Origin of the sequence: Pseudomonas protegens CHA0 (assembly GCF_000397205.1) — a bacterium.
GTDB classification, from domain to species: Bacteria; Pseudomonadota; Gammaproteobacteria; order Pseudomonadales; family Pseudomonadaceae; genus Aquipseudomonas; species Aquipseudomonas protegens.
The window spans coordinates 4,194,299-4,210,190 of sequence record NC_021237.1 but is presented as its reverse complement, the minus strand read 5'-3'; the positions used below and the strand labels follow the sequence as shown (position 1 = coordinate 4,210,190).

Annotated in this window: 6 protein-coding genes; 5 read left to right on the top strand and 1 reads right to left on the bottom strand. The window is 65.0% G+C overall.

Annotated elements, in window-relative coordinates:
• Positions 1-261 precede the first annotated feature (261 nt).
• From PFLCHA0_RS18600 to PFLCHA0_RS18585, 4 genes are all read left to right on the top strand, one after another.
• Positions 262-11,361 carry a two-partner secretion domain-containing protein gene (locus PFLCHA0_RS18600; protein WP_015636107.1) on the top strand — a complete coding sequence of 3,700 codons (11,100 nt, stop codon included), beginning with the start codon at positions 262-264 and terminating at the stop codon, positions 11,359-11,361.
• Positions 11,358-11,837, top strand: coding sequence for a hypothetical protein (locus PFLCHA0_RS18595; RefSeq protein WP_015636106.1), 480 nt, complete (start codon positions 11,358-11,360; stop codon positions 11,835-11,837). Before PFLCHA0_RS18600 ends, PFLCHA0_RS18595 begins: the two co-directional genes overlap by 4 nt.
• Positions 11,838-11,922: 85 nt before the next feature.
• Positions 11,923-12,834, top strand: a complete 912-nt coding sequence (gene bsrA, locus PFLCHA0_RS18590) for a LysR family transcriptional regulator BsrA (protein WP_011061963.1) — start codon at positions 11,923-11,925, stop codon at positions 12,832-12,834.
• 281 nt (positions 12,835-13,115) lie between these two features.
• Positions 13,116-14,261 (top strand): EAL domain-containing protein, encoded by a 1,146-nt coding sequence (locus tag PFLCHA0_RS18585; RefSeq protein ID WP_041752355.1) that lies wholly within the window; start codon positions 13,116-13,118, stop codon positions 14,259-14,261.
• A 12-nt stretch (positions 14,262-14,273) separates the two neighbouring features.
• On the opposite strand, the gene PFLCHA0_RS18580 is transcribed toward PFLCHA0_RS18585, so the two are convergent.
• Positions 14,274-14,747, bottom strand: a complete 474-nt coding sequence (locus PFLCHA0_RS18580) for a hypothetical protein (protein WP_015636104.1) — start codon at positions 14,745-14,747, stop codon at positions 14,274-14,276.
• A 199-nt stretch (positions 14,748-14,946) separates the two neighbouring features.
• Here PFLCHA0_RS18580 and PFLCHA0_RS18575 point away from each other — a divergent pair, with 199 nt between their 5' ends.
• Positions 14,947-15,849: a LysR family transcriptional regulator gene (locus PFLCHA0_RS18575; RefSeq protein WP_015636103.1), complete on the top strand. Its 903-nt coding sequence runs from the start codon at positions 14,947-14,949 to the stop codon at positions 15,847-15,849.
• The last annotated feature ends 43 nt before the right edge of the window (positions 15,850-15,892 follow it).

Sequence of the window (15,892 nt, the reverse complement as noted above, 5' to 3'; positions counted from 1 at the left end):
CTGAAAATGCCTGGATAAAGCCCAGGGAAACGACAGCGAGGCGAATGAAAGATTGACGCCAGAATAGTGGCTATTTAGTATTTTGATATTGAATTGATATCATTTCTGCTCGCACTCTGCTTCTTTCTGGTTCCGTTTTGCCTGTCAGGCATCGAGGGGCTGCCAGTTCGACCCTGCTTGCCGAAATCAATTTTTCCTCGCCATGGGCCTTCAGGATGAAGGCTCCAGGGGCTTGTGCTCCTGCATTGCTAAGAGACTGACATGGACGTTCGCCACTTCACCTTCCTGGCCCAGCAACCCTCTGCTGTCCTGCAATCCCGTGATTCGTTCTGCGGCTTGTCCAAGCGCAGCCTGGCGTTCGTCCTGGCCAACATGATGTTCTGGCAGCCGCTGGTGGCGATGGCCGACGGCATCGTGGTCAACGGCAGCGGTACAACACTGGGACAGGCCGGCAATGGCGTGCCCATCGTCAACATTGCCACGCCCAATGGCAGCGGCCTGTCGCACAACAAGTTCAGCGACTACAACGTCGGCCAGCAGGGGCTGATCCTCAACAACGCCACCGGCCGCACCCAGGAAACCCAGCTCGGTGGAATCATTCTCGGCAACTCCAACCTGGGTGGCCGCGCGGCCAATGTGATCCTCAACGAGGTCAACGGCGGCAGCCCCAGCCAGCTCAAGGGCTACACCGAAGTGGCCGGGCAAGCGGCCCATGTCATTGTCGCCAACCCCTACGGCGTGACCTGCAACGGCTGCGGCTTCATCAACACCCCGAAAGCCACCCTGACCACCGGCAAGCCGGTGATCGAGAACGGCCAGCTCCAGCGTTACCAAGTGGACCAGGGCAGCGTCGCCATCGAGGGTGCAGGCCTCAACGTGAGCAATATCGACCAGTTCGAAATCATCACCCGCAGCGCCAAGATCAACGCCGAGATCCAGGCCCGGCACCTGGCGGTGATCGCCGGGGCCAACGACGTCGACGCCAAGACCTTGAACGCCACGGCCCGCACCGCCAACCCGGTGGATGCACCGCAACTGGCCATCGACTCATCAGCCCTCGGCGGCATGTACGCCGGGGCGATCAAGCTGGTGGGCACTGAAGCCGGGGTCGGGGTGAAGCTCGACGGCAAGCTGATCGCCAGTGGCGGTGATATCCAACTGGATGCCAACGGCCAGTTGCGCATGGCCGACGCCACTGCCGAGAAGGGCGCGGTGGCGATCAAGGCCGGCAGCCTGGAGGCCCAGGGCGCGGTCTACGCCGGCAGCGAACTCAAGGTACAGACCCGGGGCGACCTGAGCAGCCAGAAAACCCTCGCCGCCCGCGACAGCATCCAGCTGGACAGCGGTGGCCAACTGAGCAACCAGGGCATCATCGAAGCCGGGGTCAATGCCGATAACTCTCGCAACGCCAACGGCGATATCAGCCTCAACGCCCGGGATCTCGACAACCGCGGCAAGAGCATTATCGCCAGCCGCGACCTGACCCTGAACACGGCCCAGACCCTGGACAACCGGGGCGGTACCCTTAGTGGCCAGCATCAGGTGAAGGTCAGCGCCGGCACTCTGGACAACCAGAACCAGGGCCGGGTCCTGAGCAGCGACAGCCTGGAACTGCAGGCCACCCAGGTGCTGAACCACAATGCCCTGATCACCAGCGACGGCCAACTCAAGGCCGAGATCGGCCACCTGGGCAATCGCCACGGCGAGCTCAGCAGCCTGAGCCAGGTTCGCCTGCAACTGGCGGCGCTGGACAACGTCGCCGGGCTGGTGATGGCCGGTGAAACCCTGGATATCAACGCCAGCGGGGCCATCGACAACCGTGGCGGTGCCCTGGGGGCGGAGCGCTTGCTGAAGGTGCAGGCCGCATCCCTGGACAACAGCAAGGCCGGTAACCTGCGCAGCGAGAAGCGCCTGGAGGTCCAGGTCGCCGGGCGTCTCGACAACCAGGACAGGGGCTTGATTCAGGCTAACCAGGCCATGGAAGTACAGGCCGGGCAACTGGACAACCGCAAGGGCAGGATTTCCGGCAGCGACACCCTGGTGGTGCGCGGCGAGAGTGCGGACAACCGCGGTGGGGTGATACATGCCGATCAGGCCCTGGGCCTGCACAGTCGTGACGTGGATAACCGCGACAAGGGCCGCCTGGAAAGCCGGACCGCCGTCACCGTCGAAGGCAACCGCCTGGACAACAGCGGTGGCCTGCTCAGCGCCACTTCAACCCTGACGCTGAACAGCGGCGAGGTGCTCAACCACGCTGGCCGCATCGCCAGCAAAGGCGAACTCCATGCCCAGGTGGACAGCCTTGCCCAGCATGGCGGCGAGCTGGTGGCCGAAGGCGTTCTGCATCTGCAGGGCCAGTCCCTGGATAACCGGGACCAGGGCCTGGTGGCCTCCCTCAAGGCCCTGACCCTGGACGTCGTCGAGGTGGATAACCGTGGTGGTGCACTGTCGGGCCAGGGGGAAGTGCAGGTCAACGGCCAGGGGCTGAACAACAGTGATGGCGGCAAGGTCCTGGCGGACCAGCGCCTGCTGCTCCAGGTGGCCCGGGTCATCAACCAGAACCAGGGGCTGTTGTTCAGCAAGCAAGGGCTGACCCTGAGTGGCGACAGCCTGGACAACAGCGGCGGCCAGCTGGTGAGCCAGAAGCCGTTGCTGCTGACCCTGAGCGCAGCCCTGGACAACCAGCGCGGCCTGATCAGCGGCGAAGACCTGCTGACCCTCAAGGTTGGCAGCCTGGACAACCGCGGCGGACGCCTGACCGGTGCCCGGGCCCTGAGCCTCGACAGCCGCGGGGCGCTGCTCAACCAGGGCGGCTCGATCGTCGCCGAGCAGGGGCTGACCCTGGACAGCACCAGCCTGAACAACAGCGACAAGGGCGTGATCAGCGCCAAGGCCGATGCCCGCCTGGGCACCGGCGCTTTCGACAACAGCCAGGGCGGCAGCCTGACCAGTGCCGGGCAGTTGACCCTGACCACTGCCCAACTGACCAACAACCAGGGCCGGATCGGCAGCGACCAGGCCCTCAATGCCAGCATCACTGGTCTGCAGCAGCAGGGCGGCGAGCTGTTCAGCAACGCCGACCTGACCTTGGACCTGAACCATGGCCTGCTGGACAACCAGGGCGGCAACCTGCACACCCCGGGGCAGTTGTTGTTGCGCAACCTCGACCGGGTGGACAACCGCAGCGGTGAAATCTCCGGGGCCAAGGCCTTCAGCCTCAACGCCCGGGAACTGGACAACGGTGCCGGCAAGCTCCTGAGCAATCAGGCCCTGACCCTGCGCATCGAGCAGGCCCTGGCCAACGTCAAGGGGCTGATCTCGGCTGCAGCCATCGACAGCCGCAGCGCCAGTCTGGACAACCGCGACGGTCAGTTGCACAGCCGTGGCGACAGCCAACTGCAGGTCAGCGGGCACGCCGACAACCAGGGCGCAATACTGCTGGCCGAAGGGCAGATGACCCTCAAGGCCGCCAGCCTGGACAACCGCCAGGAGGGGCTGGTGGGCGCCACCCGCGCCCTGGACCTGCAGGTCGGGCGACTGGATAACCGCGGCGGTGAAGTGTCGAGCCGGCAGATCGACCTGAGCGGCGAGCGCCTGGACAACAGTGACCAGGGCCGCCTGCTGGCCAGTGGTGACCTGACCCTGAAGGTGGCCCGGGTGCTCAACCAGAACCTGGGCCTGATTTCCGCGGACCAGGGCCTGAGCCTCAGCGGCATCGGCCTGGACAACCGGGGCGGGCAACTGGTGGGGGCCCAGCGCCTGGACCTGGAACTGGGTGAAGACCTCGACAACCGCAAAGGCCGGATCAGCAGCGAAGGCCGCCTGGCGACCCAGGCCCGCAACCTGAACAACGACCGGGGCAGCCTGTCCAGTGGTGGTGCCTTGCAGGTCAGCGCCGGGCAGGCCCTGAGCAACCAGGGCGGCAAGTTGTTGAGCGACGCGGGCCTGACCCTGGCCAGTGCCCGGCTGGACAACCAGCAGCAGGGCATCATCAGCGCCAAGGGCCGGCTGTCACTCACTACCGGAGCGCTGGACAACAGCCAGGGCGGCAACCTCAACAGCGGTGATGAACTGAGCCTGAACGCTGCCCAGGTCAACAACGAGCAGGGCAGCATCGGCAGCGCCAAGGCCCTGACGGCCTCGGTCACCGGGTTGCAGCAGCAGGGCGGCAAGCTGTTCAGCAAGAGCCGCCTGAGCCTGGACCTGAACCACGGCACCCTGAACAACCAGGGCGGCCTGATCAATGCCCCCGGTGTGCTACTGCTGAGCAACCTCGGCGCGGTGGACAACCGTCAGGGAGAAATCTCCAGCCAGCAGGCTTTCGAACTGGCCGCCCGCAGCCTGGACAACAGCGCCGGGCAGTTGCTCAGCAACCAGGCCCTGACCTTGCGCATCGAGGGCGCGCTGACCGCGCTCAAGGGCAAGATCGCCGCCGCCGCGTTGCAGATCGATGCCGCTAGCCTGGACCACAGCGGCTCGCTGCTCAGCGACAGCGAACTGGACCTGCGGGTCACTGGCCCGTTGCACAACCAGGGCCTGATCCAGGCCGCCGGGCCGCTGCAGATCAGCGCCAACGGCCTGGACAACCAGGGTGGGCGCCTGCTCGGCGGCACCCGTGTGGGCATCGACCTGGGGGCCCAAGGCTCGGACCTGGACAACCGCCAGGGCCTGATCAACACCCAGGGCGTGCTGAGCATTGCCGGGCTGCGGGACCTGCAGAACCAGGCCGGGGAAATCTCCAGCACCCAGGGCTTCAACCTGGCCGGGCGCAGCCTGGACAACAGTGGCGGCAAGCTGATCAGCCACCAGCAGCTTGGGGTCGAGGCCGTGAACCTGGGCAACCAGCAGGGCCTGATATCCGGCTGGCAGGGGCTCAAGGTTAGCGGCGGCAGCCTGGACAACCGCCAGCAAGGTACCTTGTCGAGCCTGCTGGGGGATCTGAATATCGACCTCAGCGGCGCCTTGCTCAACAGTGCGCAAGGCGGGCTGGCCAGCCAGGGTCAGCTGACCCTTAAGGCCGCGAGCCTGGACAACAGCGACAAGGGCATCGTCACCAGCAAGGGCGAGCAGCAACTGATCCTTGGCAGTGGAGGTTTGAACAACGCCCGGGGCGGGCTGATTGAAAGCAGCGCCAGCCTCGACATCGGCGCCGGCGACCTGGACAACCAGGGCGGCCGCCTCAGCGCCGTGGGCGGCCTGAACTTCACCGGCAATAGCCTGAACAACCAGGGTGGCAACCTGCGCGGTGAAGGCGCGGTGACCCTCGATCTTCTGGGTGCCCTGGTCAACACCCAGGGCAAGCTGGCCGCCAGCGGCCCGCTGCTGCTCAAGCGTTCCAGCCGCATCGACAACCAGGACGGGCAGTTGGTCAGCCAGAACCTGATGACTCTATTCAGCAACAGCCTGGACAACAGTAACCGCGGCACCCTGGCCGCCAATGGTGCGCTGCAGGTCAACGTCAGTGGCGAGGTGCGCAACCAGAATGACGGCCTGATCTACAGCCGCGACGCCGGCCTGAGCCTGAGCGCCGGCAGCCTGAACAATGCCAAGGGCGCGATCCAGAGCGCCAAGGCCCAGACCCTGGCAGCGACCGGGGGCATCGATAACCAGGGCGGCAAGCTGATTGCCGAGGATGGAGACCTGGACATTCAAGGCGCCAGCCTGGATAACCGCGCGGGTGTACTGTCCAGCCTCAAGGGGCTGTTCCAGGCCCGGATATCGGGGGTGCTGAACAACCATGGCGGCCAGGCCGAGGCCCAGCGCCTGGATCTGCAAGCCCTGGCCGGTTTCGACAACGGCGCCGGACGCATGGCGGCCAAGGGTGGCGACTTGCTGCTCAATGCCGGCAGCGCCGGGGTGGATAACAGCCACGGCGGCCTGTATGCCAGCGGGCGGGTCAAGGCCAGCGGCAATCAGCTCGACAACAGCACCGGGCAGATCAACGGCCAGCACATCGACCTGGATTTCAACGGTTCCCTGGTCAACCAGGGCGGCCTGATTGAAAGCCGCGAGAGCCTGGCGCTGCGCGGCGCCAGCCTGGACAACCAGGGCGGCAAACTGCGGGCCCTGGCCCCTGGCGGCAAGACCGACCTGCAGATCGGCGGGCTGTTCGACAACCGCAACGGCCTGCTGGAATCCGCCAACACCGACCTGACCCTGGCGGCGTCGGGTTTCCTCAATCAGGGTGGCAGCCTGCTGCACCTGGGCGAAGGCAACTTCGATATCGCCACCGGCAACGTGATCAACGCCGGCGGCAGCCTGGTCACCCGGGGCGGGCTGACGCTGACCGCCGACAGCTGGACCAACAGTAGCGTGATCCAGGCCGGGCGCCTGAACCTCGACGTCAACCACTTCAGCCAGACCGCCGCTGGCCAGTTGCTGGCCAGCCAGCACTTGCAGGCCCGGGGTGGCAACTGGAACAACGACGGGCTGCTGGCCAGTGATGGCAGCCTGGACCTGCAGATCGGCGGCACCTATTCCGGTAATGGCCGGGTATCCAGCCTGGGCACCCTTGGCTTTGGCGCGGCCCAGCTCAACCTTGGCGCCGCGGGCAGCATCGCCGGTGGCGGCGGTACCCAGGTCACGGTCGCCGGGCAACTGAACAACGCCGGGCGCCTGACCTCCAACGCCGGACTCTCGGTGAATGCCGGCGGCGTGCTCAACACCGGCACCCTGGGCGCCGCCCAGGACCTGAACCTGACCACCCCGACCCTGGTCAACGACCACGGTTTCGTATTCAGCGGCCAGAACGCCGGCTTCAACGTCAATACCCTGACCAACAGCTATGGCGAGTTCTACAGCCTGGGCGGCCTGACTGTGGCCGGCATGGCGGCAGGCACCTCGGCCCAAAACCTGAGAAACATCTCCGGCAACATCCAGAGCGGCGGCGATATCAATATCGCTGCACTGGATCTGGTCAACGACCGGGAAAAATACGAAGCCAGCCAGCAGATCACCGATGGCCGCATGACCATCCGCTGCGTCCAGCACTGCGGCGGTGGCGCCAGTTGGGTCCGGGGGCCGGTGTTTATCTACCGGACGGTGGAAGGCGTGGTGACCAGCGACTCGCCGCAGTCGACCCTGAACGCGGGGGGCAACCTGACGGTCAACAGCACCAGCTTCCTCAACCGCTACAGCACCGTGTCGGCAGGCAATGACCTGAGCATCACCAGCGGCACCATCACCAACCAGGCCTCCCTGGTGGCGTCCGGTTCTTCCGGCTATGAAGTCGGCGCCGGGGTCAAGATCAATCGCGGGCTGTTCTTCCAGCTGGCCCGTGACGTGCAGGCCTATGACCGGGCGCACCCGCAGGGCAGTGCCTTCAACCAGGAGGACTTCGCCGCCCTGGTGGCCAAGTTCAACCCGGGGATCTTCTATGGCATCGACCGGCCGGTAGAGACCTCGACCCAGAGCACTTCCGCCGCGCCGGCCATCATCCAGGCCGGTGGCAAGGCCCGGCTCACGGCAGCCAACGACATCAGCAATATCAGCGTGGTCAAGAATGCCATCGCCGTGGGCGGTAGCACCCGCGACACGGCGGTGGGCGCCTCCAGCAAGCCGCTGATGGTAGTGCTCCACTCCCAGCTACCGCCGGACCTGGCGCAGCAGCAGGTCAACCCCCTGAGCCTGCCCAACTTCAGCCTGCCATCCGGGCAGAACGGCCTGTTCCGCCTGAGCGGCCAGGGCGGCGCAGCGCAGCCCTCGGCCCCGGCGCAGAGCTGGAGCATGGGCGGCGCCAGCCTGGAACTGAGCACTCGCCAGGCCGGTCCGGAGCCGGTCCAGCCCCGGGAACTGAGCAACCGGCCGCTGCCGCAAGTGGCCCTGGGCGCTCGCGACCTGAACCTGGTTGATCACCAGGCCACGGGCATCGATGGCCGCGCAGCGACGGTGCAGGTGAACGCCGTGGCCGGGGATTCGCCGGGGGGCGTGCTGCTGCCCACGGGCAGTGCTGGCAACCAGAGCGTCAACCGCGTCCAGGGCCTGCCGGACAGCAGTGTGCGCAGCAATCCGCACAAGTACCTGATCGAGACCAACCCGCTGCTCACCGACCTCAAGCAGTTCATGGGTTCGGACTATCTGCTGTCGAAACTGGGCTACGACCCGGACCAGAGCGCCAAGCGCCTGGGTGATGGTTTTTACGAGCAGCGCCTGATCCAGCAAGCGGTCACGGCCCGTACCGGCCAGCGTTTTCTCGATGGCCAGAACAGCGATGAGGGCATGTTCAAGTACCTGATGAACAACGCCATCGCCAGCAAGGATTCGCTCAACCTGGCAGTGGGCGTGACCCTGACTTCCCAGCAGGTGGCGGCCCTGACCCACGACATCGTCTGGCTCGAAGAGCAGGAGGTGAACGGCGAGAAGGTGCTGGTGCCAGTGCTGTACTTGGCCAACGCCAACAACCGCCTGGCGCCCAATGGCGCGCTGGTCCAGGGCCGCGACGTGACCCTGATCGCCGGCAAGGACCTGGTCAACTCCGGGACCTTGCGCGCCAGTGAGAACCTCAGTGCCACGGCGGGGACTGACCTGATCAACGGTGGCCTGATCGAGGCGGGCAATCGCCTGAACCTGCTGGCCGGGGACAACGTGATCAACCAGTCCGGCGGTATTATCGCCGGGCGTGACGTGACGGTCCGCGCCCTGGCCGGGGATGTGATCAACGAGCGCAGCATCACCACCTTCCAGAGCAACCCGGGCTCCACCACCCAGCGCCTGGACTACGCCGACAACGCCGGGCGGATCGAGGCCCGCAACGACCTGAATGTCGGTGCCGGTCGCGATATCAATAACATCGGCGGGGTGCTGAGCAGTGGCGGCGACACGACCCTGATCGCTGCGCGCGACGTCAACCTGGTATCGGCCCAGGAGCACGACAAGCTCACCCGCGACCGCTACCTCAACGAAAGCATCACCCAGCACGGTTCAAGCGTCAGCGTCGGAAGGGATCTGGCGGTCAGCGCCGGACGCGACCTTACGGCAGTCGCCAGCCAGATCGAGGCCAAGCGCAACATCGCCATGGATGCGGCGGGTGACCTGACCCTGGCCTCGGCGGCGGATGAACAGCACAGCTACTCCAAGACCAAGAAAGTCACCCGCCAGGAAGACCATGTCAGCCAGATCGGCACCTCGCTGACCGCCGGGGCCGATGTGGTCCTCAGTGCCGGCAAGGACCTGAGCCTGATCTCCAGCCGTATCAGCGCCGGCAACGAAGCCTACCTGGTGGCCGGTGACAACCTGGAGTTGCTGGCGGCCCAGGACAGCGACTACTCGCTGTACGACATGAAGAAGAAGGGCAGTTGGGGCCGCAAGAAGACCCGCCGTGACGAGGTGACCCAGGTCACCAACATCGGCAGCGAGATCACGACTGGCGGCGACCTGACCCTCAAGAGCGGCGGCGACCAGAAATACCAGGTGGCCAAGCTGGAAAGCGCCAAGGACCTGACCCTGGACAGTGGCGGCGCGATCACCTTCGAGGGGGTCAAGGACCTGCACGACGAAAGCCACACCAAGAGCAATAACAATGCCTTCTGGAATTCCTCCAAAGGCCGCGGCAACACCGATGAAACCCTGCGCCAGAGCAGCCTGGTGGCCGGCGGCAGCCTGACCATCAAGGCCGTGGAAGGCTTGAAGATCGACATCAAGCACATCGACCAGAAAAGCGTCAGCCAGGCCATCGACGCCATGGTCCAGGCCGACCCGCAACTGGCCTGGCTGAAACAGGCCGAGGCCCGGGGCGACGTCGACTGGCGCCAGGTCAAGGAGATCCACGAGTCCTTCAAGTACAACAACTCGGGCCTGGGCCCGGCAGCGCAGTTGATCATCGCCATCGCCCTGGCGGCGGTGATGGGGCCGATGATGGCCGGGATGAACACCATGCTCCAGGCAGTGGCGGTGAACGTCGCCACCAAGGCCACGGTCAGCACCATCGACAACCGCGGCAACCTGGGCAAGGTCCTCAAGGACGTGACCTCCAAGGAGAGCATCAAGGGCTACACAGTGGCCGCAGCCACCGCCGGAGTGGCCCAGGGGTTGAACTACAACCCGAGCGCCATGGGCCTGGATGCCAAGAGCCTGCAGACCGTGGCGGTCAAGGTCACGGCCGATGCCCTGATCAAGACTGCGGTCTATGGCGGCAGCTTCAAGGACAACCTGGCCAGCGCCGCTGCCGGCACCGCGGCGAGCATTGGCGGGGCCTATGGTGCCGGCAAGATCGGCGACCTGGGCCTGACCGAAGGCGGCCTGGCGAAAATCGCCCTGCATGCCGGGCTTGGCGGCCTGCTGTCTGAAGCCATGGGCGGTGATTTTCGCACCGGCGCCATCGCCGGTGGTGCCAACGAGTTGCTGGTGGGGGTGCTGGGGGACAAGCTGCTGCCGGACAACCTGATCCCCGGCTCGCCGGAGTACATCCAGGCCCAGGCCAACCTGATGGCCCTGTCGCAGATTGTCGGTGTACTCGGCGCGTCGGCGTCCGGTGGTGACATGAGCATCGCCTCGGCGGTGGCGGCCAATGGCACTCAGTACAACTACCTGACGCACCAGGCCTTCGACGAGGTGGGCAACTGCCTGTCGGGACGTACCTGCTCTACCGATGAGCAGAAGAAGGCTGCGGTGGCCAAGGCCGAGAAACTCAGCGAGTGGCTGGACTCGGAAATGCGCAGCCTCTGCGACAAGGCGCCGACCAGCGACAGTTGCCGCGCGGCGGTCAATGCCTCGATCAAGTACGTGGCCATGAAGGATGCCTGGAACATCATGAACAAGGATGTGACCCGTTCCTCGAAGAACACCTTCGACTATCTCTACAACACCGAAGGGGCTGCCGGGCGCCTGGTGACCTACTTGAACACCATCGACAACCGGGCCAATTTCTTTGGTGCCAGCCATGTCTACGAGCAGAACATGGGGATTGGTGCCAAGTGGTTCGGTGGGGCGGAAGAGGTGTCCAGGGCCGGTTGGACCGGCCTGGGAGCCGACGATAACCTCTCGTACATAACCTTTGGTGTCGGCCGGCTGATGGCGCCGGTCTATGACTGGCGCAAGGCAGCCGGGGATGCGCTGATCACCGGTGGCTTCGAGAACTTCAAGAACCTCTACAACAAGGCCACCAGCGATCCGGTCGCCTGGGACATCAAGCAATTGAAAGGCGAACAGACTATCCTGCAGCCGATTCATGAGCAGTACATGGGCGACCGGAGTGCATTCACCTGGCTTTCCGGGCTGGTGACCGATACGTCGATCATGCCCGAGATAATGATCGGTGATCGAAAAGGAATGGATGGCGGCGTGGATATTCTGGATTACAAGTCCCGGGTGGAGTTTGGCTGCAAATTGCTGGGCTACTCCAAGAGCCAGGGCTGTGCGCCATGAGTGCGGCGGCTTACCCGCGACGCCGGGTGTTCATGGCGTTTTTCTTCTGCCCGCTGGTGTTGGGGCTGGTGTTCGGCGCCTTCAAGTTCGTCACGCTGCTGGCCCACCTGGCCAGCAACCCGCGATTGCTGGGGGAGGTGCGGGGGGGCGAGTTGCTGCTGATGCCGGTGCTTGCACCGCTGGTGGCCCAGGTGGCGTTTCTGCTGCCGTTCCTGGTCTTCGCCCTGGGGGTGACGCTGATGAAGGTCTACCACAGCCCGCGCGCCTGTGCGGTGCTGGCCCTGGTGGGCGCAAGCGTGGCCAGCCTATGGGCGCTGATCTTCATCGCCCTGGTGGTCCATGGCGTGAAGAAGGCACAGTTCGCCGACTACCAGGTGGAGATGCTGGTGCTATTCGTGGCTGCCTGCCTGACCTGCTGGCTGGCAGCGCGCCTTTTCCTGCCCGAGAGCAATGCTGGTCCAGGGGTTGCTGAGTGACCCCTTGCTCCGGCTGCCGTTATTGACAGCCGGGGCTGGCGCCGCGAATTATCCAGCCCCTGGATAATTTCGATGGGCATTATTCATGAAGCTCAATGTGCAGCGCCTGGACCTCAACCTGTTGCGGGTGTTCGACGCCTTGATGCAGGAGCAGAACCTGTCCCGGGCCGCGGTACGCCTGAACCTCAGCCAACCGGCGGTGAGCAATGCCCTGGCGCGCCTGCGCCGGCACCTGGACGAGCCGCTGTTCATTCGCACCGCCCGCGGCATGCAACCCACCTCCCGGGCCCTGAGCCTGCATGTGGCCGTGCGCCAGGCCCTGCACCTGTTGCAGCAGGGCCTCGATCCTGCTGCGGCGTTCGAGCCGGCGGCGGCCCAGCAACTGTTCACCTTGTCGATGAACGATTACGCCCAGGCGCGCCTGCTGCCGGCCCTGTCCCGACGCCTGCAGCAGGTAGCGCCCGGGGTCCGGCTGGCGGTGCGCAGCGACAGCGCCGACGCCATCGCCGCCTGGCTCGGTGCCGGGATGCTCGACCTGGCGGTGGACTACCTGTATTTCGACAGCCCGGACCTGTGCTACCAGCCGCTGCTTGAGGAGCAACTGGTGGTGATCGGCCGTCGCGACCATCCGGCCTTTGCCCCGGAACTGAGCCTGGAGGCCTACCAGGCTTGCCTGCACGTGGCGATTCCCGATCGGGGTGGGCGCGGCTCGCCCCTGGAAATCGTTCTCGGCTCGGCCAAGGTCCAGCGCCAGGTGCAGGTGTTCGTGCCCAACTACCTGAGCATTCCGCTGATCGTTGCCCAGTCCGACCTGCTGGGCACCGTGCCACGCTACCTGGCGGAGCATTTCTGCGCCTTGCTGCCGATCCGCATCGCCAGCCTGCCGCTGCTGGCGGCGCCGGTGCAGGTCAGCCTGATCTGGCATCGCCAGCAGCAACAGGCGCCGGGCCTGCAATGGTTGCGCAGGGAGATTGCGGCCATTGCCAGTGCTCCATAGTCGCCATGCACTCCGGGTAAACGGGGCGCTGCCCAGGAGGCGCCGACCTCGGCCGACCAGCTCTGGCTCCGGAATTTCTTGAGAAAGTGCCAAGTCTCAGAAATTTCCTACTTCCATTGGCGAAGTGTCTTGAACTCAGTTGAGTTCAATTTGGCTAGCATGGTTTTTTATCCGGAGCCGCGGTGATGTCGACGCTGAGCGTACTGTTGTTGTGTTCGAACGCTTTTCGGGTTCGACATTTTTCAAGAATTCTCGCGTCTTGCGGTTTTGCTCGGGTACAAGTGATCAGCGATGACTGCGACGGCGCTCAGTTCCCGCCCGCCCTGGATGAACTGGACCTGGTGATCTGCGACTCGCTGCACTCCCTGAACGCCATCCCCTACCTGCGCAGGCTCTGCGAGCACCACGGCTTTTTCTCGATGATGGAATGCGAAGCGCTGCAAGCGCCGATCCGTTGGGGGCTGGCGAACTTTCGCGTGCGTTCCGGCAAGTACTGCGTCGGCAGTTACAGCGAGCTGGACACGCTGCAGATCAGCGCCTTGCTGCTCAAGGCGCTGGCCATCAAGCGTACGGTGAAAGGCCATGCACGTGACGATGCTCCAGGGGCGGCGGGAGCTGGTTGCGCCAACAACGACTGGGTGGCCGAACTGGATGTTTCCCAGGCCCTGGAACAGCGGCAGATCGTGCCTTTTTTCCAGCCCCAGGTCTGCATGAAGACCCGGCGCATCACCGGCGCCGAAGTCCTGGCCCGTTGGCAGCATCCTCACAAGGGGGTTCTGGGGCCGCAGTTCTTTCTTGACCTGTTCGACAGCCCGCAGGGCCATCGCCAATTGTTCGATTGCCTGTTGCAGCAGGGCCTGGCGCTGCAGCGGCAGTTGCAGGGCCACGTCAGCGGCGATGCCCTGATGTTCTCCTACAACATTGAGGCCAGCCAGCTGAGCGATCCGCAATTCGCCTTGCGGGTGTTGCAACAGATCGACGAGGCGCAGGTGCCCACGCGCCAGGTGACCCTGGAGATCACCGAGCGCCAGGCTCTGGTCCTGAGCATGCAGTGCATCGAGAACATCAGTGTGCTGGTGCACAGTGGCGTGCGTCTGTCCCTGGATGATTTTGGCACCGGGCATTCCTCGATCATGCGCCTGGCGGACATTCCCTTTGGGCAGCTCAAGCTGGACTCCGGATTTGTCGCCAACGCTACGGGGGCCAAGGAAACCCGGATCATCGAGGCCATCGTGGGGATGGCCGGTGCGCTGAACCTGGAGCTGGTGGCCGAAGGCATCGAGACCGAAAAGCAACGTGCGCACCTGCAGCGCCTGGGTGTCGATGCGGCCCAGGGCTTTCTGTTTTACAAACCGATGAATGCGGCCGCCCTGATCCGGGTTCTGACGTTGAGCCGGCCGCCGCAGCGACAGCTCAGCCAGAGCTAGGATGCAGCGCGGTCACTGCGTCTTGAGCATCACATAGGCTTCACCGCCACGACGGTCGTGCATGAGGATGAAGGTCTGCCCGTTGAGGGTGATCTTGCTCGGTACGCTCTGGGCCACCGGGGTGCTGGAGAACTTGCCGGCCACGCTGAGAAATTGCTGGGTCAGCGAGCTGTCGTTCTGGGTCGGGGTGGTGATCGCGCATTCCTTGTTGGCCTGTATCTGCACGCCCAGGCTTTGGTCCTCGTTCATGCCCATCTTGGCGAAGCCGGCATCGGTCAGGTCACTGATGCCATGGTTGCGCGCGGCGGTCTCGGCGCCGGCGAAGGACGGCGCGGACTTCAGGCAGATATCGCGAAAGGCCAGGATGCCGGCGGAAGTGATGGTGGGCTCCGGGTTGATCTCCCGGGTCACGCTGGAGCAGGCGCCAAGCAGCGCCAGGGCGGTGAGGGTTGCGGCAAGTGGTGCGGTGCGGGGCAGAGTGCTCATGGAAATCCTTGGAAGCAGACGGCAAGGGGGCGGGGAGGGTTCTTGCCGAATGAGGCATCGGCGCCCTGGCAGGGTAGGCAGGGGCATCGTTCAGATCAATCTTTTGTGTGAAAACCGCGTGTTGAACGGTTCCGGGGCGCTGCGGCTGGCGCAGTAATTGCCTGCCTCATGGCTCAGTTCAACGATGGGGCCCGCGGCCATGCAATTACGAGCGTTGCGTTACTTCCACGAGGTGGCCCGGTGCGCCTCCCTGCGTCAGGCGGCGGAGCGCCTGTACGTGACCCCCACCGCAGTCAGCCGGCAGATCGAGCAACTGGAGCACTTCTTCGGCACCGCGCTGATCGAGCGCGGGCCCCGGGGCATTCGCCTGACCGTGGAGGGTGAATGCCTGGCCGAGCAGGTCACCTCCACCTTGCGCGGCTTCGACCAGGTGCGCGATGTGATCGCCAGCCGGCAGAGCCAGGTAGCGGGTAACGTCAGCATCCATGTGTCGGAAAGTATCGTTTCCAGCGTGCTGGCGCCGGTGCTGGCGGCGTTCAACCGGGCCCATCCGAAAGTCACCTTCAACATCGTCATCGCCAGTGCCGGCGCCACTCTGGATGCCCTGTGCAGCGGCGAGGCCGACCTGGGCCTGGCGTTCTACCTGCCGGAACGGGCCGAAGTGGAGGTGACCGCCCACTGCCAACTGTGGCACCGGGTACTGGTCAGCGCCGAGCACCCGTTTGCCCAGTGCCCGAGCATTCGCCTGCAGGATCTGGAGGGCCAGCCCCTGGCGATTCCCGACTCGGCCTACGGCGTGCGCCAGGCCCTGGAGGGCGCGGCGAAAAAGCGCGGAGTGAACATCCTTCCGGTATTCACCACCAGCTCCCTGGAGGTGCAGAAAAGCCTGGCCCGCCAACGTGCGGCAGTGCTGATCCTGCCCCAGGTGGATGCCGAGGCCCGGGACCTGGGGGATGGGCTGGTGGCCGTGCCGATCGACGACCAATACCTGGAGCGGATCCGGGTGGACCTGTGCGTGGTGCGCAACCGGCCCTTGTCGGTGGCGACCCTCAGGTGCCAGGAAATGCTTGTCCGGGCGATGCAACGCCATAGCCTGGCGTAGGAGCGGGCTTGCCCGCGAAAGCGTTTCCAAGAGCGCTGCACGG

What these genes read in the sequence shown, in the direction of transcription:
- PFLCHA0_RS18575 (WP_015636103.1), top strand. Translation starts at nt 14,947, where the DNA reads ATGCAATTACGAGCGTTGCGTTACTTCCACGAGGTGGCCCGGTGCGCC.
- bsrA (WP_011061963.1), top strand. Translation starts at nt 11,923, where the DNA reads ATGAAGCTCAATGTGCAGCGCCTGGACCTCAACCTGTTGCGGGTGTTC.
- PFLCHA0_RS18595 (WP_015636106.1), top strand. Translation starts at nt 11,358, where the DNA reads ATGAGTGCGGCGGCTTACCCGCGACGCCGGGTGTTCATGGCGTTTTTC.
- PFLCHA0_RS18600 (WP_015636107.1), top strand. Translation starts at nt 262, where the DNA reads ATGGACGTTCGCCACTTCACCTTCCTGGCCCAGCAACCCTCTGCTGTC.
- PFLCHA0_RS18580 (WP_015636104.1), bottom strand. Translation starts at nt 14,747, where the DNA reads ATGAGCACTCTGCCCCGCACCGCACCACTTGCCGCAACCCTCACCGCC.